Below are 21461 nucleotides of genomic sequence, written 5' to 3' on the forward strand. Positions count from 1 at the left end.
GGATCCAAGACCCATCCAGAGGTAGCTCGTACAGCAGCAGGGAGTTCACCGGATCATGGCAGACACTCTCGTGGAGCGACGCTCCATCGACGTCGTCCCCGACGACGAACGGCACGGCACCGCGTTCAGCCAGTTCACCCTCTGGCTCGGCGCCAACCTCCAGATCACCGCGGTCGTCACGGGCGCGCTCGCCGTCGTCTTCGGCGGTGACGTGGTGTGGTCGGTGGTCGGACTCCTGCTCGGCAATCTGCTCGGCGGCGCGGTGATGGCCCTGCACTCGGCGCAGGGCCCGAAGCTGGGCCTGCCCCAGATGATCCAGTCCCGCGCGCAGTTCGGGGTGCGCGGCGCGGTCGTACCGCTGCTCCTCGTGATCCTCATGTACGTCGGCTTCTTCGCGTCCGGCAGCGTCCTCGCCGGACAGGCCACGGCCGAGCTCACGCACACGAACGACACCACCGGCATCATCGTCTTCGCGGTGATCACCGCGGTGGTGGCGGCGGTCGGCTACCGCGTGATCCACGTCCTGGGCCGGGTGGCGAGCGTGATCTGTGCGATCGCCTTCATCTACCTGGGCATCCGCCTCCTGGACCGCGTCGACCTCTCGGCACTGCTCGGCGACGCGCACTTCGACCTGCCGATGTTCCTGCTCGCCGTCTCGCTCTCGGCGTCCTGGCAGCTCGCCTTCGGGCCGTACGTCGCGGACTACTCGCGCTATCTGCCGCGTACGACGTCGGGGCGGGCCACGTTCTGGTGGACCCTGTCCGGCTCTGCGATCGGCTCGCAGTGGTCGATGACGTTCGGTGTCCTCGTGGCGGCGACCGCGGGCGACGCGTTCCTCGCGAACCAGGTCGGATACGTGGTGGGCCTCGGCGGCACGGGCCTGATCGCGTCCGTCCTCTACTTCGTGATCGCGCTCGGCAAGCTGACCATCAACGTGCTCAACACGTACGGCGGCTTCATGTCGATGGTGACCAGCATCAGCGGATTCCGCGGCCAGAAGACGCTGTCGCCGCGCGGCAGGGCGGTGTACATAGCCCTGATCATGGTGGCGGGCACGGTGGTGGCCCTGCTCGGCAAGGACAGCTTCCTGACGTCCTTCAAGGACTTCCTTCTCTTCCTCCTGACGTTCTTCACGCCGTGGTCGGCGATCAACCTGGTCGACTACTACTTGATCTCGAAGGAGCGCTACGACATCCCCGCGCTCTCGGACCCCGAAGGCCGCTACGGAGCGTGGCGCTGGGACGCGCTGACGGTCTACGGAGTGGGCATCCTGGCCCAGCTCCCCTTCCTGGCGACGCACTTCTACACGGGCCCCCTGGTGGACCCCCTGGGCGGCGCCGACATCTCCTGGATCGTGGGGCTGGCGGTCCCCGCGGCCCTGTACTGGCTGCTCGCGAGGCGCGACACGTCACACATCCCGACGGAGCCGGAGCACGCCCCCGAGGAAGGGGGCTTGGCCCCGGTGAGAAAGGGGGGCTAGCCCCAGTGCCGGGCCCGCGTCCGCTGCGTAACCTGACGAACCATGGAAGCCCGTGACGCGGAACTCAAGAAGGAACTCAACGCCTCTCTGCACGCTCGCAAAGAGCTGGGCGAAGAGTACGAGTCCGCGCTGGTCGACTCGTTCCTCGAAAAGGTCGAGCAGCGCCTGGACGGCACCATCGACCGCCGGATGCGCCGTCACATGGCCGAGCAGCAGATGGTCGTCGCCCGCGGCTCCCGCGCGCCCAACAGCGCGGTGGACTCCTGGGGCGAGCGCTTCGGCTTCGGCATCGTCTCGCTGATCCTCGCGATCCCGCTCTCGGCGATCGGCGTGGTCAACGCCGACCTGCCCGGCCTCTTCGTCACCTGGGGCGGAATCGTCGGTGTGAACGCGGTGCATTCGATGCGGGGCGTCCATTTCGGGCGCGGCAGGAACCGTGACCGGAAGTCGGAGTGGGACGACTGAGCCTGCGGCTCGGGCTTCGGGGGATTTCGCCCTGAGCGGGACCGGTGGCGTCGCCCCTCGCCGGAGGCGGACCGTGCCCCCATGACCAACCCCATGACCACCTCCGTCGCGCACCTCAGTGACCCGCACATCACCACCGGCGCGCTGGCCGCCGAACCGGCGGCCGGACTGCGCCGCGCCCTGGCCCGCGTCCTGGCCCTCGAACCCCGGCCCACCTGCGTCGTGCTCACCGGCGATCTGACGGAACACGGCCACCCCGAGGAGTACGAGCAGCTACGCGAACTCATCGCGGGCTTCCCACTCCCCCTGCACCTGACCACGGGCAACCACGACGACCCGGCGGCTGTGGTCAAGGCGCTCGGCGGCACACCTCACCTGGGCGGCACGCACTCCACGCACTACGCGGTGGAGTACGACGACCTGACGCTGCTCGCCCTGGACTCGAAGGTGCCCGGCGCGGGGCACGGCCACCTGGGCGCGGCCCAACTGACCTGGCTGGACAAGGCGTTGGCCCGCAGGCCCGAGGTCCCCGCCCTGGTCTGCGTACATCACCCGCCGGCGGACATCGGCATCCCGTTCCTGGACGGTATGCGCCTCACGGACGGCGAAGCCCTGGCGGAGGTCGTGGCCCGCCACCCCCACGTGGTCCGCGTCCTCGCGGGCCACGTCCACCGCCCGATCACCGGCGCCTACGCGGGCACGACGCTGTCGACCGCCCCGTCGACGTACCTCCAGAGCTCACTCACGATGCGCACGGACCGCCCCATCGGCTACCTGCCCGAGCCGACGGCCTTCCAGCTCCATCTGCGCACGGCCACGGGCTGGGTCACGCACACGGTGCCGGTGAGCGATGCCGCGGGGCAGATCCAGGGGTACTGAAGTTCATGCGCGGGGACCGCCGCACCCCCGGGAGAACCAGGGGGCGGGACGACGGCGATCCCCGCGAGGGACGCGGGCCGGGTCAGGACCGGGCCCATGTCCAGGCGTTCAGAGGTCCGGGAGCCGCTCCGGAGTTCCTGTACGCCGACAACAACCAATGTGCCGGAGCCGTGTTAAGCGGGTGCTGCGCGGACGTGTCGCCCTCGTACCACTTCCGCGAAATCCGGCCAACAGCCAACAGCCAACGACTCACGACACCCGGCTCACGACACACCCCGCGGCTACTGCCCCTGCTGCACCGCCAGGAAGGCCAGCAGGTCCTGACGGCTCACCACACCGGTCGGCTTGCCCTCGACGAGGACGATCGCCGCGTCGGCACGACCCAGCACCGACATCAGGTCGGCGACCGGCTCACCGGAGCCGACCTGCGGCAGCGGGTCCGACATGTGCTTCTCCAGCGGGTCGGAGAGCGAGGCGCGCTGCGTGAACAGGGCGTCCAGGAGCTCGCGTTCGACGACTGAACCGATGACCTCGGCCGCCATCACGTCCGGGTGACCCGCGCCCGGCTTGACGATGGGCATCTGCGAGACGCCGTACTCACGCAGTACGTCGATGGCCTCGCCGACCGTCTCCTCCGGGTGCATGTGGACGAGCGAGGGCAGCTCACCACCCTCCTTACGGCTCAGTACGTCGCCGACGCGAGGCGCGTCGCCGGCCTGCTCCAGGAACCCGTAGTCGTTCATCCATTCGTCGCTGAAGATCTTGCTCATGTAACCGCGCCCCGAGTCGGGCAGGAGAACGACCACGACATCATCCGGGCCGAGCCGCTCCGCGACCCGCAGCGCCGCCACGACCGCCATTCCGCAGGAGCCGCCGACGAGCAGCCCCTCCTCCTTGGCCAGGCGCCGCGTCATCTGGAAGGAGTCCTTGTCGGACACCGCGATGATCTCGTCGGTCACGTTCCGGTCGTACGCCGTCGGCCAGAAGTCCTCACCGACGCCCTCGACGAGGTAGGGCCGCCCGGAGCCGCCGGAGTACACGGACCCCTCGGGGTCGGCGCCGACGACCGTGACCTGACCCTTCGAGATCTCCTTCAGGTATCCGCCCGTCCCGGAGATGGTGCCGCCGGTCCCGATGCCCGCCACGAAATGGGTGATCTTCCCTTCCGTCTGCTCCCACAGCTCGGGGCCTGTGGAGTGGTAGTGGGAGAGGGGGTTGTTCGGGTTGCTGTACTGGTCGGGCTTCCAGGCGTCGGGCGTCTCGCTCACGAGACGGTCGGAGACGTTGTAGTACGAGTCCGGGTGCCCGGGGTCGACGGCCGTGGGGCAGACGACCACGTCGGCGCCGTACGCGCGCAGCACATTGATCTTGTCGAGGGAGACCTTGTCAGGGCACACAAAAATGCACTTGTAGCCCTTCTGCTGGGCCACGATGGCGAGCCCGACCCCCGTGTTGCCGGATGTCGGCTCGACGATGGTGCCGCCGGGCTTGAGCTCCCCGCTCTGCTCGGCCGCCTCGATCATGCGCAGCGCGATGCGGTCCTTCACCGAACCGCCGGGGTTGAAGTACTCGACCTTGGCCAGGACGGTCGCCTGAATGCCCGTGGTCACGTTGTTGAGCCTCACCAGCGGGGTGTTGCCGACGAGGCTGATCATCGAGTCGTGGAATTGCACCGTTGTCTCCGGGCTGCGATGTAGTGCGACGAATGGGTGCCGTCAGCCTAAGGCTCCGGTTCAGTTCCCGTTCAGTCGTTCACCTCCCTATGCGATTGGCCGACCGTCCTTACGGGGCAATGAGTTGATGTAGGGCGAAGTGGCTAGGCGGAGGAGGTGGCTGCAGGGCATGTCGAGGGCGAGGGTGGCGCGGCGGATCGCCGCGGGCGCGGCATACGGCGGTGGAGGGATCGGACTGCTCGGGGCGGCGGCCGTGGGAGTGGTCCTCGCCGAGGTGCAGCTGGCGAAGCGGACCGTCGGGAACAGCGGGCAGCATCCTGCTCCGCCGCGGGCGGACGGCCGCTACGGCTGGGGGTTCGCGGATCGGCCCGACTGCGCGGAACCCTTGCGGTTCGCGATGCTCGGCGATTCGACCGCCGCTGGTCAGGGGGTCTACCGGGCCCGGCAGACGCCCGCCGCGCTGCTCGCCGCGGGGCTCGCCGCGGTGGCCGAGCGGCCGGTGGAGCTGCGGAACGTGGCGCAGCCGGGGGCCATGTCGGACGACCTGGACCGCCAGGTGACGTCGCTGCTCGCCGATACGTCGTCCTGGGTGCCCGACGTCTGCGTCGTGATGATCGGCGCGAACGACGTGACGCACCGGATGCCCGCGACGCGTTCCGTGCGCCATCTGTCGGCTGCGGTACGCAGGCTGCGCACGGCCGGGGCGGAAGTGGTGGTCGGGACCTGTCCCGACCTGGGGACGGTCGAGAACGTCTACCAGCCGTTGCGGTGGATGGCGCGGCGGGTGTCGCGGCAGCTGGCCGCGGCGCAGACGATCGGCGTGGTCGAGCAGGGCGGGCGGACGGTGTCGCTCGGGGATCTCCTCGGCCCCGAGTTCCTCGCGAACCCGCGGGAGCTGTTCGGTCCTGACAACTACCACCCCTCCGCGGAGGGGTACGCGACCGCGGCGATGGCGGTGCTTCCGACGCTGTGCGCCTCGCTGGGCCTGTGGCCGGAGGAGGAGCGCCCCGATGTGTCGCGGCGCGAGGGTTTCCTGCCGGTGGCCCGTGCGGCCGCTCAGGCCGCTTCGGAGGGCGGCACGGAGGTGGCTGCCGCGATGCCCACGGGGCCCCGCGGCCCCTGGGCCCTCCTCAAGCGGCGGAGGCGCCGGCGTATCCACGCCCCGGATCCGTCGCCGCTGCCGCAGTAGCCCGCTCAGGCCGGGGGGCCCTCTCCCGGCCTGAGCAAGCGCTTAGAAAAATGCGGCCCGCATCACAGTCCCCGCCCGGTGACCTATAGCAATACGTACAGGTAACTTCCCAGGGAGTCCTGCCCCCTCGTCACTGGAGTGCCGTGATGCCCGAAGCCGTGATCGTCTCCGCCGCCCGCACCCCGATCGGTCGCGCCTTCAAGGGCTCCCTGAAGGATCTGCGGCCGGACGACCTGACCGCCACGATCATCGAGGCCGCCCTCGCCAAGGTCCCCGAGCTCGACCCGAAGCTCATCGACGACCTGATGCTCGGCTGTGGTCTGCCCGGCGGTGAGCAGGGGCACAACCTCGGTCGCATCGTCGCCGTACAGATGGGCATGGACCACCTGCCGGGCTGCACCATCACCCGGTACTGCTCCTCCTCCCTGCAGACCTCCCGTATGGCACTGCACGCCATCAAGGCCGGGGAGGGCGACGTCTTCATCTCCGCCGGCGTGGAGATGGTGTCCCGCTCCGTCAAGGGTTCGAGCGACGGGATGCCCGACACTCACAACCCCCTCTTCGCCGACGCCGAGGCCCGCACCGAGGCCGTGTCCAAGACCGAGGGCGCCGACTGGCACGACCCGCGCGAGGACGGCCTGATCCCCGACGCGTACATCTCGATGGGGCAGACCGCGGAGAACCTGGCCCGCGCCAAGGGCGTCACCCGCAAGGACATGGACGAGTTCGGCGTCAGGTCCCAGAACCTCGCCGAGGAAGCCATCAAGAACGGCTTCTGGGAGCGGGAGATCACCCCCGTCACCACCCCCGACGGGACCGTCGTCAGCAAGGACGACGGGCCCCGCGCCGGCGTCACCCTCGAAGGCGTGGAGGGCCTCAAGCCCGTCTTCCGCCCCGACGGCCTCGTCACCGCGGGCAACTGCTGCCCGCTGAACGACGGCGCCGCCGCCCTCGTGATCATGAGCGACACCAAGGCCCGCGAGCTCGGTCTGACCCCGCTCGCCCGCATCGTCTCCACCGGCGTCACGGGGCTCTCCCCCGAGATCATGGGCCTGGGCCCGGTCGAGGCCAGCAAGCAGGCGCTCCAGCGCGCCGGTCTCACCATCGACGACATCGACCTCGTCGAGATCAACGAGGCGTTCGCCGCCCAGGTGATCCCCTCCTACCGGGACCTGGGCATCGACATCGACAAGCTGAACGTCAACGGCGGCGCCATCGCCGTCGGCCACCCCTTCGGCATGACGGGCGCCCGCATCACCGGCACGCTCATCAACAGCCTCCAGTTCCACGACAAGCAGTTCGGTCTCGAGACCATGTGCGTGGGCGGCGGACAGGGCATGGCGATGGTCATCGAGCGCCTCAGCTGACACGCCCGGCTGCGCCTCAGCTGCCCCTTCGGGGTCCCGCAGCCCCCTGCGCACCCCTCGCGTCTCCACTCGTTCGTGACTCAATCTCCCCCAGGATGTGACCTATCTCCTGGGGGAGATGCATATACGCAGGTCAGAGCGCATCTGGGGGTAAACACCGGGCCGAAAGACCTGTCCAATTCGTGACGTAATGCACTGACAGGTGGATCGTGCAGGCTTCAAGCTGATGTAGGAAGTCGGGGGTCGACTTGAAACCGGGAGTATGTCAGTGAGCGCCATGTCTCTTGCCTTGCTGCTCTCCACAGCCGCTGCCACGGCCGTGGGGGCCACCGCCTTGCACGCCGTGCACGGGCTGCGGAAGCAGCTCGCAGAAATCACCGCCCTGCGCACCGAGCTGGCCCAGAGCCGCTCCGTCACGGGCCACCCAGCAGTGCCCGCCGCCCGCACCACTCCGGACACCGACGAGATACGCACGGCTGTCGCCGAGGCCCTCGCCGAGGAGCGGGAGCGCGAGCTGGCCGAGGCGCGGGCCTTCTGGGCCGCCCAGGAAGCCCGCGACGCCTCGGACGCGCCGTCCCTCCTCAGTGGCCTGCCGGGCCTCTCCGACATGGCCGACGAGCTGTTCCTGCCCCGCCAGGCGGACTTCTCGGGCCTGGAGGCGGACAGCCTGGAGCCGGTGATCGAGCCCTACGCCGATCCGTCCGACGAGTTCGGGGGGGATTCCGCCGAGCTCGCGGCGGCCCGCCGCCGCCACCCCTCGCACCCGGACTTCGTGCCGGTTCAGTCACCCGTCAACGGCGACCACGAACGCACCGTCGCCTGTCTTGAGGAACTGGCCGACGCCCGCACCGCGCTCGCCGACGTCCGTCCGGGACCGCTCGGCACGCTGGACGTCTACGTCTTCGCCGACGGCACGACGCTCTGCATGACCCCGGGCCACCGCGAGACCGCGGAGCTGCTCGCCGACGCCCTGCGCGACGGCCACACCCCGGTCCTGCTCGGCGGCTCCGGAGTCTCCGGCGCCTACGCCCTGACCTTCGAGTGCGGCGCCGAGAACGTCTACATCCTGGCCGACCGCGTCATCGCATCGGTCTGACCGCAGCGACCCCGGCGCACGCCGGGGTCGGCCCGTCACACCCCGTCGAACCCCGTCACACCCCGGCGCGCTTCTGCGCCTTCTCCACCAGCGTCAGTGCTTCCGCCAGCTGCTGTGAATCCTCCAGCACGAGGGCCAGATCCCGCCCAGCGACAGTGATCTGGTCGGCCGCCGCGAACATCCCGGCGTCCGGCATCTCCCGCGGCTCGGCGCCCGCCTCCTCGATCCGCTGCGTCCACGCCGCCAACTCCCTGGCCAGAGCGAGCGCTTCGGTCGCCGCCCCCCGCTGCAGGCGGCTCTGCGGGGCGGCCCGCAACCGGTCGGCGAAATGGTCCACTGCGGCCGTCAAAGGCGTCGTATCAAGCACCCGGCGACCTTATGCGCACGGGCGGGACTGTTGCCAACGCCCCAACGCTCAGGCACGGTGTCGTGAAGGACGGAACACATCGCGACGCGTCCGGAGGCGCCGATGTCCCAAGTCTTCTCCGAGGAGACCCACCGAAATCTGCTCGCCCGCATCCCCCACTGCACCGGCCGTGAAATCTCCGACTGGCTGCACGCCGTAGACGAGGGCCCTTCACTCTTCCGCTTCGAGGAGAAGGTCAGTTGGCTCCGCACGGAGCACAACCTCGCCTACGGGCACGCCAAGGCAATCATTCACGAGTACGACTTGCGACGAGCCGCGCGCAAGCTGCTCTGACCCCCTGTCCCCCTCACACACGACGAAGGGCCCCGCGGAACGCATGTTCCGCGGGGCCCTTCGGTGATCAGCCGCGTCAGTCGTTGCCCTGCAAGATGGCGATCAGACGCAGGAACTCCATGTAGATCCAGACCAGCGTCATCGTCAGACCGAACGCCGCGAGCCAGGCCTCTTCCTTCGGAGCGCCGTACGCGATGCCGTCCTCGACCTGCTTGAAGTCCAGGGCCAGGAAGCACGCGCCGAGCAGAATGCCGACGATGCCGAAGACGATGCCGAGGCCGCCGCTGCGGAAGCCGAGGCCGTCACCGCCGCCGAAGACCATGAACAGCAGGTTCACCGCGGTGAGGAGCAGGAAGCCCATCGCCGCGGCCATCACGAAGCCGTAGAAACGGCGGTTGACGCGGATCCAGCCCGCCTTGTAGGCGATCAGGACACCGGCGAAGACCGCCATCGTGCCGATCACGGCCTGCATGGCCGCGCCGTCCGCGATGCGGTTGTCGACGACGCTGGAGACGACGCCGAGGAAGACACCTTCCAGAGCGGCGTACGCCAGGATCAGCGGCGGCGATGCCTTGCGCTTGAAGGCCTGCACGAGGCCGAGCACCATCGCGATGAGGCCTGCGCCGATCGCGATGCCGTACGACTTGCTGATGTTGGCGTCGTCCACCGGCAGCAGCGCCCAGGCGAGCGCTGCCGTGACCAGGAGCGTGCCGAGCGTGGTGGCCGTACGCAGGACGACGTCGTCCATCGTCATGCGGCCGGCGGTGGTTACGGGTGCCTGCGGCGCGCCGTACTGCAGGTCCTGCTGGGCGTACGGATTCGTCGCGTACGGATTGGCGGGGGCCTGCTGGCCCGCGCCCGCGTACGGATTGCCCTGCTGGGTCTGTGTCCCGCCCGAGGGTCCCCCGGCCTGCGGCTGCGTGCCGAAGCCCGCGTAGCCGTTGTCGCGGCTGAACCCCCGTCGCGAGAAGACCGGGTTACTGCTCCTCATTTCACTCCTCCATGGCCACCGTGCGTGGCTTTGGGTCAAGAGTAATGCGTAGGCAAAAGGAAGACCCTAGTGCTTGGGGAGGATCTTTCCCTCCTTGTGACCAAGAACGACAGAGGAAGGGCCCTGTGTTCCCGTCGCTGCGGGGGTTCGGCGGCTGCGCCGGACGAGTGGCACCAGGGAGATCGCGACGGCTCCGAGCACCGCGGCCACGGCGAACGTGGTGAATCCGAGGGACGCGTTCCCGCCGGAGACCACAGCGCCTCCCAGCCATGGCCCGACGACCGCGCCGGTGCGCCCGACGCCGGTGATCCAGCCGAGACCCGTGGCGCGCTGGGCGGGCGTGTAGACGGAGGGGGCGGACGCGTAGACCATGACCTGCGCCGAGAAGAGCCAGATGCCGGTGACGAAGACGATGACGTACGCGACACCGAGCGGCAGCTCGGCCTTGAGCAGGAACGCTCCGCAGGCGGTGAGCAGGAACCAGATCGCGGAGATCCGCACCGCGCCGAACTTGTCGGCGGCCCGCCCCGCGACCAACATGCCGACGATGCCGCCCGCGTTGATCACCATGAGGAAGGTCACGGAGGAGGAGAGCGAGTAACCGGAGGCGCGCATCAGTTCGGGGAGCCAGGTGGAGACTCCGTAGACGAGCAGCAGTCCGGCGAAGGACGCGAGCCAGAGGAGCGGGGTCGCGAGCCGCTGACCGGGTGTGAAGAGCGAGGCGACGGCGGCGAAACGGCCCTTGGCGCCCGCCTCGGGGGCTTCGGCGAGCGTCGGGGACGGCAGCGAGAAGCGGGCGGCGACGGCCTCGGCCTCGCTGCTGCGGCCCTTGGCGAGGAGCACGCCTGGCGATTCGGGCAGCCACTTCAGTACGAGGGGGATGGCGATGACCGCGGGGATCACGCCGGCCCAGAAGACGACGCGCCAGCCGTGGTCGGGCCCGAGAGCGAGCCCGAGGCCCGTGGCCGCCATGCCGCCCGCGTGGTACGAGGTCATCATCAGGCCGGTGGCGAGCGCGGCCCTGCGCGGCGGCGCGAACTCGGCGACGATCGCGAGGCTGATCGGCATCAGACCGCCGAGCCCGAGCCCGGCGATGAACCGTCCGGTGCCGAACACGGCGGCGCTCGGCGCGAGCGCGCACACCGCGGAGCCGAGGGAGAACAGCGCGACGCTCCCCGTCACCATCGGCTTGCGGCCGATCCAGTCGGTGAGGGTGCCGCAGCCGAGGGCGCCGATGAGCATCCCGAAGGTGGTCCAGGAGCCGATGGTGCCCGCGGTCGACGCGGTGAAGCCGAAGCCCTTGTCGTCGATGAGGTGCGGCATGACGGCGCCGTAGATGTTGACGTCCATGCCGTCGAAGAAGACGACGAGCCAGCACAGGGCTATGACGGGGGCGACGGTTCTGAAGGTCCGCTGGGGCGCGGCACCTTGGGGAGCGGTCACGGGGCTCTCACTTCTTTGTGGAGTGGGGACTTCCAAGGGGGACGGGTGTGCGGCGGGCTCAGTCGAGGGGGAAGCCCGTGTAGCTCTCGGCGAGGTCGGCCTCCGCCGAGCGCGACGAGGTGATGCGGTCCAGCTGAGCGAGCTGGATGCGGTCGTCGAAGGGGGTGGCGTCGGGGGCGCGGTGCAGCATCGTCGTCATGGCGTACGAGAAGCGCTCGGCCTGCCAGACGCGGCGCAGGCAGGTCTCGGAGTAGGCCTCCAGGCGGGCGTCGGAGCCGCTCTCGCGGAGCTCGGTGAGCGCGCGGGCGAAGGTGACGACGTCGCCGACGGCGAGGTTGAGGCCCTTGGCACCGGTGGGCGGGACGATGTGGGCGGCGTCCCCGGCGAGGAAGACGCGGCCGTGCCGCATGGGCTCGTGGACGTGGCTGCGCATCGGGGTGACGGACTTGGAGGTGATGGGGCCGCGCTTCAGCGTCCAGGAGCGGTCGTCCGTCTCCAGGCGGCCGTCGAGCTCGTCCCAGATCTCCTCGTCGCTCCAGTCGGCGGCGTCGGTGCCTGCGGGGACTTGCAGGTACGCGCGCGTGACGGTCGGCGAGCGCATGGAGAGCAGGGCGAAGCCTCGGTCGTGGCGGGCGTAGACCAGCTCGTCGTGCGAGGGCGGTACGTCGGCGAGGATGCCGAGCCAGCCGAAGGGGTACGTCCGCTCGAAGACCCGGGAGACGTCCGCGGGCACGGCCCTGCGTGCCACACCCCAGGAGCCGTCGCAGCCCACTACGTAGTCGCACTCCAGGATGTCCTCGCGGCCCTGGTGGCGGAAGCGGATGCGGGGGTTCTCGGTCTCCGCGCCTTCGACGGCGAGCGCCTCGGCCTCGAAGAGCAGCGGGCCGCCCGCCGCGAGCTGGAGGGCTATGAGGTCCTTGCAGACCTCGGTCTGGGCGTAGACCATCACGGACCTGCCGCCGGTGAGCGCGGGGAAGTCGACGCGGTGCCTGCGGCGGTCGAAGCGCAGCTCGATGCCGTCGTGCGGGATGCCCACGCGGTCCATGCGGACGGCGGCGCCCGCCTCGCGCAGGACATCGACTGTGCCCTGCTCCAGGATTCCGGCGCGCTGACGCTGCTCCACGTAGGCGCGGTCCCGGGTCTCCAGGACGACGGAATCGATGCCGGCGTTGTGCAGCAGGCGGGCGAGGAGCAGTCCTGCCGGTCCGGCTCCGATGATTCCGACGGTGGTGCGCATCGATCGTTCCCCTCACATGACTTGTTCGCCTGGTGAACTTTCGTTCATAATGTGCTGACGGGAGTCTCCGACCGGACCCAGCGGCTGTCAACGGTTCCGGGGCATCCGATTCCCACCCGTGCGAGGAGTGGCGCCATGCCCGAAGAGTCCGTACGCCCCCTGGAGCGCGGCCTCGCGGTCCTGCGCGCCATCGCCGCCGCCGACGACCAGGTCAGGGCGGGCGATCTCGTACGTGCCACCGGCCTCGCCCGCTCGACGGTGGACCGGGTCGTGGCGACCCTGGCCCGCATCGGTTACGTACGCGAGCAGGGCCAGGAACTCCACCTCACGCCCCGCCTGATGGGGCTCGGCAACGCCTACCTCGCGGCGAGCGGCCTGAGCGGCGAGGTCGCGGCGCGCACCGCCCGGCTCGCGGACGAGCTCGACGAGTCGGTGTCCCTCGCGGTGCCGGACGGCGACGGCGTCCGCTTCGTCACGCAGGCCGCGCGGCGCCGCGCGATGTCGGTGGCCTTCCGCATCGGTGATCTGCTGCCCGCCGAGCGGTGCGCGCCGGGCGCGCTGTTCGCCGCCGAGTGGGACGAGGCCGGGTGGGCGGGATGGCGGGCGCGGGTGGCCGCAGACCCCGAGGGCAGGGCCTTCCCCGCGCTGCCACCGGGCCCCGCGGCCCCGCCTCCGGAGCCCGCGGACCTAGCGGACCGCGTGGAGCGCTCGCGCATGACGGGCTGGGCCCTGGACAACCAGCTGATCGAGCCGGGCCTGATCGCGACGGCGGTCCCGGTGCGCGACGCGGCGGGCCGCACGCGATACGCCCTGTCCGCGGTGAGCCACACCAGCAGGCACACGGCCCAGGGCCTCGCGGAGCTCGTACTGCCCCGACTGCGGGAGGAGGCGGCGCGGCTAGAGGAGCTGCCGAAAGACCAAGCCGCGTACGCGGACGCCGAGCTGACGGAAGCTCAGGGTCCTGACGCCACGGACACCACAGATGCCAAGGCCCAACTCGGCCCAGACTTCCTCCAGTCGCTCGCCCGCGGCCTCACCGTCCTGCGCGCGCTCGGCCGGGCCCGCGGCGACGGCCTCCCGCTCACCGCGATCGCGGCCGCCACGGGCCTGCCACGGGCCACCGCACGCCGCTGCCTGCACACCCTGGCTCTTGAGGGGTACGCGGCGCTCGACGGCCGCCTCTACCGCCCGCTCCCCCGCATCCTGGAGCTCGGCTACGCCCGCCTCTCACGCCTCGGCTTCGCCGACATCGCCGAGCCGCATCTGCGCCAACTGACCGCCCGCGTCCACCAGTCGGCGTCCGTGACGGTGCTCGACGGCACGGACATCCTGTACGTGGCGCGGGCGGCGACGGTCCGCGTCATGAGCGTCTACATCACCCTCGGCACGCGCTTCCCCGCCCATCCCACCGCCATGGGCAGGGTCCTGCTCGCCGGACTCCCGAAGCGGGACCGCACACGTCTGCTGAAGGCCGCCCCGCCCACGTCCCTCACCCGGCGCACCGTCACCGACCCGGCGGAACTGAACCGCGTCCTGGACCGGGCCGCCGCCGACGGCTACGCCACCGCGGACGAGGAACTGGAAGAGGGCCTGCGCTCGGTCGCCGTACCCCTCAAGGACGCGGAAGGACGCGTGGTCGCCGCCCTGAACGTGGCCCAGCACGCGGGCACCACCCCGCTGGACGAGACCATCGGGGCGCTGCTCCCCGCCCTGCGCGAGACGGCGGCGGCGATCGAGGCGGACCTGCACACGGCGGCCCGCTTCAACGGCGTACTGATGCCTTAGCGGGGTCCGCCGATGCCTTGGCGGAGGTGCCCGGAGCCGGACTTGAACCGGCACGCCCCGCTAGGGGCAGCGAGGTTTAAGCTCGCCGTGTCTGCATTCCACCATCCGGGCAGGCCATGGGCTCCGCATCAGGTGATTCGACCCTATCGGGAGGCGTCCCCCGAACAGCGGAACAACAGCTCGATGTTGTCTTATTTTATTGACGTCTGAGGGTGCATCAGCCAACGGTATGGCCCATCGGTACATGCCGCAGGCCCTTCCACCAGTTTGCAGGCTCCGCGACGGAATGACGGAATTTAGCCGCCGCCAGGTGCTACTCGCCTCAGGGGGCGGGGTCATCCCCAGGTATGACACGGGCACTCGGTGTCCGACTGCAGAGGGCCCCCGGAACCGGAACAGCGGCTGACTACAGGGCGCGGATCGGCAAGCACGATGGAGTACGTCCCCACTCGTCGTCCCGACAGGAGCACCGCCCCGTGACCACCACTCCCTTCGCCGCCCGCACCACCACAGTGGCCGCGCGCGCCACGGATCTCTCCAAGGTGTACGGACAGGGCGAGACTCAGGTGGTCGCCCTGGACCATGTCTCCGTCGACTTCCGGCAGGGCGAGTTCACCGCGATCATGGGCCCGTCGGGCTCCGGCAAGTCGACCCTGATGCACTGCGTCGCCGGGCTCGACAGCTTCAGCGGCGGCTCCGTACGGATCGGCGAGACCGAGCTGTCCACCCTCAAGGACAAGCAGCTCACGAAGCTCCGCCGGGACAAGATCGGCTTCATCTTCCAGGCCTTCAACCTCCTGCCGACGCTGACGGCCCTGGAGAACATCACGCTGCCGATGGACATCGCGGGCCGCAAGCCGGACAAGCAGTGGCTCGAGCAGGTCATCTCCATGGTCGGCCTCTCCGAGCGGCTCAAGCACCGGCCGACCGAGCTCTCCGGCGGGCAGCAGCAGCGCGTCGCCGTAGCCCGCGCGCTCGCCTCGCAGCCCGACATCATCTTCGGCGACGAGCCCACCGGAAACCTGGACTCGCGCTCGGGCGCCGAGGTCCTCGGCTTCCTGCGCAACTCCGTACGCGGCCTCGGCCAGACCGTCGTCATGGTCACCCACGACCCGGTGGCCGCGGCGTACGCGGATCGCGTGATCTTCCTGGCCGACGGGCGCATCGTCGACGAGATGATCGACCCGTCCGCCGATGGGGTCCTCGACCGGATGAAGGATTTTGACGCGAAGGGCCGTACGAGCTGACCGACCAGCGCGTCCCCGTCTCGTCCCACTCCTCCTCCACCAGGACTCACACCCATGTTCCGTACCGCCCTGCGCAACGTGCTCGCGCACAAGGCCAGGCTGTTGATGACCGTGCTCGCCGTCATGCTCGGCGTCGCCTTCGTCTCCGGCACCCTGGTCTTCACCGACACCTTCGGCAACGCCTACAAGAACAAGTCGGCGAAGAGCTTCGACCATGTCTCGGTCGCCATCCAGCCGTTCGGCGGCTCCGACGACGAGACCAAGCAGAAGCCGCGCCTGACCGACGCCCTTCTTAAGAAGAGCCAGTCCCTGCCCGGCGCCGACTCGGCGATAGCCACGGTCAACGGCTTCACCGCGCTCGCCGACAAGGACGGCAAGCTGGTCGGCGGCGAGTGGGGCACCACCGGCGCCAACTACTTCCCGGGCAAGAGCGGCAAGGACCCCCGCTACGACTTCACCGAGGGCGCCGCCCCGAAGTCCGCAGGTGACCTCGCGCTCGACTCCCGCACCGCCGGGCGCACCGGCTACAAGGTCGGCGACACCGTCCGCTACTCCACCGACGGCCCGGTGAAGAAGGCGAAGATCAGCGGCATCTTCGACACCACGGACGGCAGCGTCCTCGCGGGCGGCAGCCTGGTGGTGTTCGACAACGACACCGCGCGCACGGTCCTCGGCAAGACCGAGTACGACGAGATCGATGTGAAGGCCGCCGCCGGCACCTCCGAGACGGCGCTGAAGAGCTCGGTCGAGAAGATCCTTCCGAAGGAGACGGACGCCGTCACCGGCGCCCAGCTCTCCGACGACCAGGAGAGGATGATCGAGCAGGACACCAAGTCGATGAGCCAGGTCCTGCTGATCTTCGCGGGTATCGCGCTCTTCGTCGGCATCTTCATCATCGCCAACACCTTCACCATGCTGGTCGCCCAGCGCACCAAGGAGCTCGCCCTGATGCGCGCCGTCGGCGCCTCGCGCCGTCAGGTGACGCGCTCCGTACTCATCGAGGCGTTCCTGGTGGGCCTGGTGGCCGCCGTGACCGGCTTCGCGCTCGGCATCGGCGTGGCCATGGGCCTGGAGACCCTGATGAACTCCGCGGGCGCGTCGCTGCCCGACGGGCCGATCATCATCGCCCCGACCACGATCGTCGTAGCCCTGGTCATCGGCGTACTGGTGACCATGCTCGCCGCCTGGCTGCCCGGCCGCCGCGCCGCGAAGATCCCGCCGGTCGCCGCGATGAACAGCGTCCACGCGACGCCGACCATGCGCGGCCTCGTGGTCCGCAACACCCTCGGCTCGATCGTCGTCGCCCTCGGCGTGGTCATGCTCTTCATGGACGACAACTACGTGAAGTCCGGCGGCGCCGCCACGATCATGATCGGCGTCATCGTCCTCACGCCGCTCCTGTCCCGCCCGTTCATCGCCGCGTCGGCCCCGCTCCTGAAGCCCTTCGGCGTCACGGGCAAGCTGTCCCGCCTCAACGCGGTGCGCAACCCGCGCCGCACGGCATCCACCGCCGCGGCCCTGATGATCGGCCTGACCCTCATCACGGCGATGACGGTGGTCGCGACCTCCATGAGCAGCGCCATCAACAAGATGGCCGCGGGCTCCCTGAAGGCCGACTACACCGTCTCGATGGCGAACTACCAGCCGCTGACCCCTGAGGTCCGCGAGAAGCTGGACAGGCTCCCCGACGTCGAGGCGAGCAGCCCGCTGCGCACGGCCTACGGCGAGCTGGACGGCTCGTACACCCAGGTCTCCGGCGTCGACGAGAAGGCCTTCGGCAAGCTGACGAGCCTCGACTTCACCAGTGGCTCGCTCGCGGGTCTGAAGGGCGACTCCACGCTGGTCGACAAGGAGACCGCCGACAAGCAGGGTCTCAAGACGGGCGACACCGTCCCGGTGAAGTTCGACGACGACAAGACGGCCAAGCTCAAGATCGCGGGCATCTACCAGCAGAACGAGATGATCGACGGGCTCTTCACGCCGCTCGCCGTGGTCGACCCGCACCTCTCCAAGATCACCGATGAGCAGGTCCTGGTGAAGATGAAGGGCGGCGTCTCGGACAAGGCCGAGGACGCCATCGTCAAGGCCCTCGGCGACAACCCTGCCATCAAGATCCAGGACAAGGACGCGCTCAGCAACGAGATCGCGGGCGCGATCAACCTGATGCTGAACATGCTCTACGGCCTCCTGGCGATGGCCATCCTGATCGCGGTGCTCGGCGTCATCAACACCCTCGCCATGTCGGTCTTCGAGCGGAAGCACGAGATCGGCATGATGCGGGCCATCGGCCTCGACCGCTCCAAGGTCAAGCAGATGGTGCGCCTGGAGGCGGTCATCATCTCGCTGTTCGGCGCGGTGCTCGGCATCGGCCTCGGCATCTTCATGGGCTGGGCCGCGGGCGGCAGCATCGCCGACTCGGTCGCGACGTACTCCATGGAGATCCCGGTCGGCCGGATCGCGATCTTCCTCGGGATCGCGGCCCTTGTCGGTGTCCTCGCGGCGATGTGGCCCGCCCGCAGCGCCGCGCGCCTGAACCCGCTGATGGCGATCAAGAGCGAGTAGCGCCTGACGGCAGGTGTGCGTGAGCGGGGCCCCGGGCATTCGCCGTCCGGGGCCCCGTTCGCGTACGTCCCACCGCTGCGGCCTACCGCCAGTCGCGGGCCCGCAGCCCCATCCCCGAGGTGCCGACCTCGGGGGTCTTCACCGCCAGGACCTGGTTGACGCCGATGCGGTTGCGCTCGAAGGCGAGCGCGGACGCCGCCATGTAGAGGCGCCAGATCCGGGCGCGGCCGGGGGACGTGAGCCGCTGACCCTCCTCCCAGTGCGCCTCCAGGTTGGCGACCCAGCGGCGCAGCGTGAGGGCGTAGTGCTCGCGGATGGCCTCCACGTCGCGCACCTCGAACCCGGCGCGCTCCAGGAGCGCGACCGTGGTCCCCACGGGGGCGAGCTCGCCGTCCGGGAAGACATAGGCGTCGATGAACTCGTCCACCGAGTACGTCGACTCGTCGGCCTGCGGCCTGCGGGCGATCTGGTGGTTGAGGAGCCGGCCGCCCGGCTTGAGAAGGGCGTGCAGGTCGTGTGCGTACTCCAAGTAGCGCTCGGAGCCGACATGTTCGGCCATGCCGATGGAGGAGATGGCGTCGTACGGACCGTCCCGTACGTCGCGGTAGTCCTGGACGCGGATCTCGACCCGGTCGGTCAGGCCCTCCTCCGCGATGCGTTTCCTGGCGTACGCGGCCTGCTCCTGGGAGAGCGTGACGCCGACGACGGTGACGCCGTGCTCGCGGGCCGCGTGGATCGCCATGGAGCCCCAGCCGCAGCCGACGTCGAGGAGCCGCATACCGGGCTTCAGGGCGAGCTTCCGGGCGATGAGCTCCAGCTTGTCGCGCTGGGCGGCCTCAAGGGTGGAATCCTCGGACTCCCAGTATGCGCACGAGTAGACCATCGAGGGGCCGAGCACCAGCTCGTAGAAGTCGTTGCCCACGTCGTAGTGGTGGCTGATGGCCTGCCGGTCGCTGCCCTTGGTGTGCAGATGCAGGCGGCCGTGCCTGCGCATCTCCTCCGGCGGCGGGGGCGGCGGCAGGAACGGCGCGGCGAGGGCCACGAGCGAGCGGGCGGCGGCGCGGAACTCCGGCTCGCGCAGGGAATCCCTGAGGCTCTTGGCGTCCTCGGGGCGCTCCCAGATGAACTCGGCCAGCTGGTCGAGCGCCGCGTACAGATCACCCTCGACATCCAGGTCACCGGCCACCCAGGCACGGGCGAGACCCAGCTCGCCCGGCTTCCACATGAGGCGGCGCAGGGCACGGCGGTTGCGTACGACGAGGGTGGGGCCACCCGGTGGACCTGCTTCGGAACCATCCCAGGCACGCAGACGTACGGGGAGCGGGGCTCCCAGCAGTTGTTCGGCAAGGTTCTTCAGCCGCAGTGCGGCGTCCGGCATGGTGCACACCTCCGTGATTCGGGCTATCCCGGATAGGTTCAACACCACGTAAACACCAACGGGGCGCTCCCGCAGTCCCGTTGCCGCGTCACGGATCGGCAAAATACATGTAACACCCACGTACAAGCCGCGTACAAAGTGCCCGGAAACCCCGAAGGGGCCACTCGCACCACGGATGGCGAGCGGCCCCTTCGGGGTTGATCAATGACCGGAGGTCAGGAGGCCTTGACCTTCTCCTCGGCGGAGGAAGCCGTCGGCTCAGCCTTGGCCGCAGGCTTGGGCGTGGGCTTCGCAGCCTCGTAGAACTCCTCGCGCGGCGTCTCCATGGCGCCCAGCGAGACGACCTCACGCTTGAGGAAGACCGCCAGGGTCCAGTCGGCGAAGACACGGATCTTGCGGTTGAACGTCGGCATCGCCATGCCGTGGTACGCGCGGTGCATGTACCAGGCCAGACGGCCCTTGAGCTTGATCTTCATCTTGCCCATGACGATCATCGCGACGCCCTTGTGCAGGCCCAGACCGGCGACCGCACCCTTGTTGGCGTGGCTGTACTCCCGCTGCGGGAAGCCCCGCATACCGGAGATCACGTTGTCGCCGAGGACCTTGGACTGACGCAGCGCGTGCTGGGCGTTCGGCGGGCACCAGGCGTTCTCGTTGCCTGCCTTGCGGCCGACGAGGTCCGGAACCTGGGCGTTGTCGCCCGCGGTCCAGATGTAGTCGGTGCCGGTGACCTGGAGCGTCGGCTGAGCATCCACGTGACCGCGCGGGCCGAGCGGCAGACCGAAGCGGGCGAGCGCCGGGTTCGGCTTCACACCGGCGGTCCACACGATGGTGCTCGAGTCGACCTCGAGGCCGTTGTTGAGCACCACGTGGCCGTCCACGCAGGAGTCCATGCCGGTCTTGAGGTAGATCTCGACACCGCGGCCCTCGAGGTGCTCCTTGCCGTACTGGCCGAGCTTCGGGCCGACCTCGGGAAGGATCTTGTCCGCGACGTCCACGAGCACGAAGCGCATGTCCTCGCGCTTCACGTTGTTGTAGTACTTGGCCGCGTCGCGAGCCATGTCCTCGACCTCACCGATGGTCTCCGCACCCGCGAAGCCACCGCCGACGAAGACGAAGGTCAACGCCTTGCGGCGGACCTCCTCGTCCGTCGTGGAGTCAGCCTTGTCCAGCTGCTCGAGGACGTGGTTGCGCAGGCCGATGGCCTCCTCGATGCCCTTCATACCGATGCCCTGCTCGGCGAGGCCGGGGATCGGGAAGGTGCGGGAGACCGCGCCCATCGCGATGATCAGGTAGTCGAAAGGCAGCTCGTACGCCTCGCCCACGAGGGGGGCGATCGTCGCGACCTTGCGGTCCTGGTCGATGGTGGTGACCCTGCCGGTCAGAACTTCCGCCTTGGGCAGCACGCGTCGCAGCGGGACGACGACGTGCCGCGGCGAAATGCTGCCGGCGGCGGCTTCGGGGAGGAAGGGCTGGTAGGTCATGTACGACCGGGGGTCGACGACCGTGACGGTCGCCTCTCCGTAGCGCATCTTCTTCAGAATGCGCCGAGCTGCGTACAGGCCTACGTACCCACCGCCTACTACGAGGATCCTGGGACGCTCCGTGGTGCTCATGCCATCGAGTATCCACCTGCTCGACGGGGGTCGCTCGTGCGCCCCTTCACAAGCATAGGCGGGGGGTCTGCTACACTTCGCCGCCCACGTGACGCAGGCCATAGCGCCCCACTGGAACCACGGTGCCACCCGAAACGTTCTGCACCCCTCGTGAGCTGCCACTCTGGCCCCTCACCCACGCTGGACCACTCACCCGGTCAACGCTCCGGACACACTCCCGAACCTTCACCGTTACGGGTCACGGAGCGCTCAAAGGGCACTTTCAGAGGCACGGAACCTCTGAACATCACCCAACCGAGCCGTTTTCCTTGTGAAGAACTTCACGAAGTTTCCCGACGGGATGTCGCCAGGGC

At 69.4% G+C, this 21461-nt stretch carries 17 protein-coding genes and 1 tRNA gene; 10 read left to right on the forward strand and 8 right to left on the reverse strand.

Going from position 1 to position 21461, the window contains the following annotated elements; translation table 11 throughout:
* The first annotated feature begins 55 nt into the window (after nt 1-55).
* From ACGFSB_RS24470 to ACGFSB_RS24480, 3 genes are all read left to right on the forward strand, one after another.
* On the forward strand, nt 56-1480 hold the full coding sequence (locus tag ACGFSB_RS24470; RefSeq protein WP_393402992.1) for a purine-cytosine permease family protein: 1425 nt from the start codon (nt 56-58) through the stop codon (nt 1478-1480).
* A gap of 42 nt (nt 1481-1522) precedes the next feature.
* Complete coding sequence (locus tag ACGFSB_RS24475) at nt 1523-1945, forward strand: hypothetical protein (RefSeq protein WP_393402995.1); 423 nt, start codon at nt 1523-1525, stop codon at nt 1943-1945.
* 81 nt (nt 1946-2026) lie between these two features.
* Nucleotides 2027-2824 (forward strand): phosphodiesterase, encoded by a 798-nt coding sequence (locus ACGFSB_RS24480; protein WP_393402997.1) that lies wholly within the window; start codon nt 2027-2029, stop codon nt 2822-2824.
* Nucleotides 2825-3105: 281 nt separating this feature from the next.
* Here ACGFSB_RS24480 and ACGFSB_RS24485 read toward each other — a convergent pair whose 3' ends face one another.
* Nucleotides 3106-4497: a cystathionine beta-synthase gene (locus ACGFSB_RS24485; protein WP_393403000.1), complete on the reverse strand. Its 1392-nt coding sequence runs from the start codon at nt 4495-4497 to the stop codon at nt 3106-3108.
* 169 nt (nt 4498-4666) lie between these two features.
* Here ACGFSB_RS24485 and ACGFSB_RS24490 point away from each other — a divergent pair, with 169 nt between their 5' ends.
* From ACGFSB_RS24490 to ACGFSB_RS24500, 3 genes are all read left to right on the forward strand, one after another.
* Nucleotides 4667-5686 carry an SGNH/GDSL hydrolase family protein gene (locus tag ACGFSB_RS24490; RefSeq protein WP_393403003.1) on the forward strand — a complete coding sequence of 340 codons (1020 nt, stop codon included), beginning with the start codon at nt 4667-4669 and terminating at the stop codon, nt 5684-5686.
* A 146-nt stretch (nt 5687-5832) separates the two neighbouring features.
* The gene (locus ACGFSB_RS24495; RefSeq protein WP_393403006.1) at nt 5833-7053 is read left to right on the forward strand and encodes an acetyl-CoA C-acetyltransferase; all 1221 of its coding nucleotides are present in this window, start codon (nt 5833-5835) and stop codon (nt 7051-7053) included.
* Nucleotides 7054-7330: 277 nt separating this feature from the next.
* Nucleotides 7331-8149 (forward strand): hypothetical protein, encoded by an 819-nt coding sequence (locus ACGFSB_RS24500; RefSeq protein WP_393403511.1) that lies wholly within the window; start codon nt 7331-7333, stop codon nt 8147-8149.
* 55 nt (nt 8150-8204) lie between these two features.
* Here ACGFSB_RS24500 and ACGFSB_RS24505 read toward each other — a convergent pair whose 3' ends face one another.
* Nucleotides 8205-8516 carry a hypothetical protein gene (locus tag ACGFSB_RS24505; RefSeq protein ID WP_393403009.1) on the reverse strand — a complete coding sequence of 104 codons (312 nt, stop codon included), beginning with the start codon at nt 8514-8516 and terminating at the stop codon, nt 8205-8207.
* A gap of 102 nt (nt 8517-8618) precedes the next feature.
* On the opposite strand from ACGFSB_RS24505, the gene ACGFSB_RS24510 reads away from it, so the two are divergent.
* Entirely contained in the window at nt 8619-8849 is a 231-nt protein-coding gene (locus tag ACGFSB_RS24510; protein WP_393403012.1) for a DUF4287 domain-containing protein, read from the forward strand.
* A 76-nt stretch (nt 8850-8925) separates the two neighbouring features.
* Here the strand turns inward: ACGFSB_RS24510 and ACGFSB_RS24515 are convergent, their stop codons facing one another.
* The 3 genes from ACGFSB_RS24515 to ACGFSB_RS24525 form a co-directional block, all read right to left on the reverse strand.
* Nucleotides 8926-9840, reverse strand: coding sequence for a Bax inhibitor-1/YccA family protein (locus tag ACGFSB_RS24515; protein WP_393403015.1), 915 nt, complete (start codon nt 9838-9840; stop codon nt 8926-8928).
* 66 nt (nt 9841-9906) lie between these two features.
* On the reverse strand, nt 9907-11283 hold the full coding sequence (locus tag ACGFSB_RS24520; RefSeq protein ID WP_393403018.1) for an MFS transporter: 1377 nt from the start codon (nt 11281-11283) through the stop codon (nt 9907-9909).
* A 58-nt stretch (nt 11284-11341) separates the two neighbouring features.
* Nucleotides 11342-12520 (reverse strand): 4-hydroxybenzoate 3-monooxygenase, encoded by a 1179-nt coding sequence (locus ACGFSB_RS24525; protein WP_393403021.1) that lies wholly within the window; start codon nt 12518-12520, stop codon nt 11342-11344.
* Nucleotides 12521-12655: 135 nt separating this feature from the next.
* Here ACGFSB_RS24525 and ACGFSB_RS24530 point away from each other — a divergent pair, with 135 nt between their 5' ends.
* The gene (locus tag ACGFSB_RS24530; protein WP_393403024.1) at nt 12656-14305 is read left to right on the forward strand and encodes an IclR family transcriptional regulator C-terminal domain-containing protein; all 1650 of its coding nucleotides are present in this window, start codon (nt 12656-12658) and stop codon (nt 14303-14305) included.
* A 27-nt stretch (nt 14306-14332) separates the two neighbouring features.
* On the opposite strand, the gene ACGFSB_RS24535 is transcribed toward ACGFSB_RS24530, so the two are convergent.
* Nucleotides 14333-14416: transfer RNA gene (locus tag ACGFSB_RS24535), tRNA-Leu, on the reverse strand.
* 365 nt (nt 14417-14781) lie between these two features.
* Here ACGFSB_RS24535 and ACGFSB_RS24540 point away from each other — a divergent pair.
* Nucleotides 14782-15552 carry an ABC transporter ATP-binding protein gene (locus tag ACGFSB_RS24540; RefSeq protein WP_393403027.1) on the forward strand — a complete coding sequence of 257 codons (771 nt, stop codon included), beginning with the start codon at nt 14782-14784 and terminating at the stop codon, nt 15550-15552.
* 54 nt (nt 15553-15606) lie between these two features.
* Complete coding sequence (locus tag ACGFSB_RS24545; protein WP_393403030.1) at nt 15607-18114, forward strand: ABC transporter permease; 2508 nt, start codon at nt 15607-15609, stop codon at nt 18112-18114.
* Nucleotides 18115-18196: 82 nt separating this feature from the next.
* On the opposite strand, the gene ACGFSB_RS24550 is transcribed toward ACGFSB_RS24545, so the two are convergent.
* Nucleotides 18197-19492, reverse strand: a complete 1296-nt coding sequence (locus ACGFSB_RS24550) for a class I SAM-dependent methyltransferase (RefSeq protein WP_393403033.1) — start codon at nt 19490-19492, stop codon at nt 18197-18199.
* Between the two features lie 215 nt (nt 19493-19707).
* A complete protein-coding gene (locus tag ACGFSB_RS24555) occupies nt 19708-21108 on the reverse strand; it encodes an NAD(P)/FAD-dependent oxidoreductase (RefSeq protein ID WP_393403036.1) in 1401 nt (466 codons plus the stop codon).
* Between the last annotated feature and the right edge of the window lie 353 nt (nt 21109-21461).

It is taken from the genome of Streptomyces sp. NPDC048441 (assembly GCF_043200235.1).
Classification (GTDB): Bacteria; Actinomycetota; Actinomycetes; order Streptomycetales; family Streptomycetaceae; genus Streptomyces.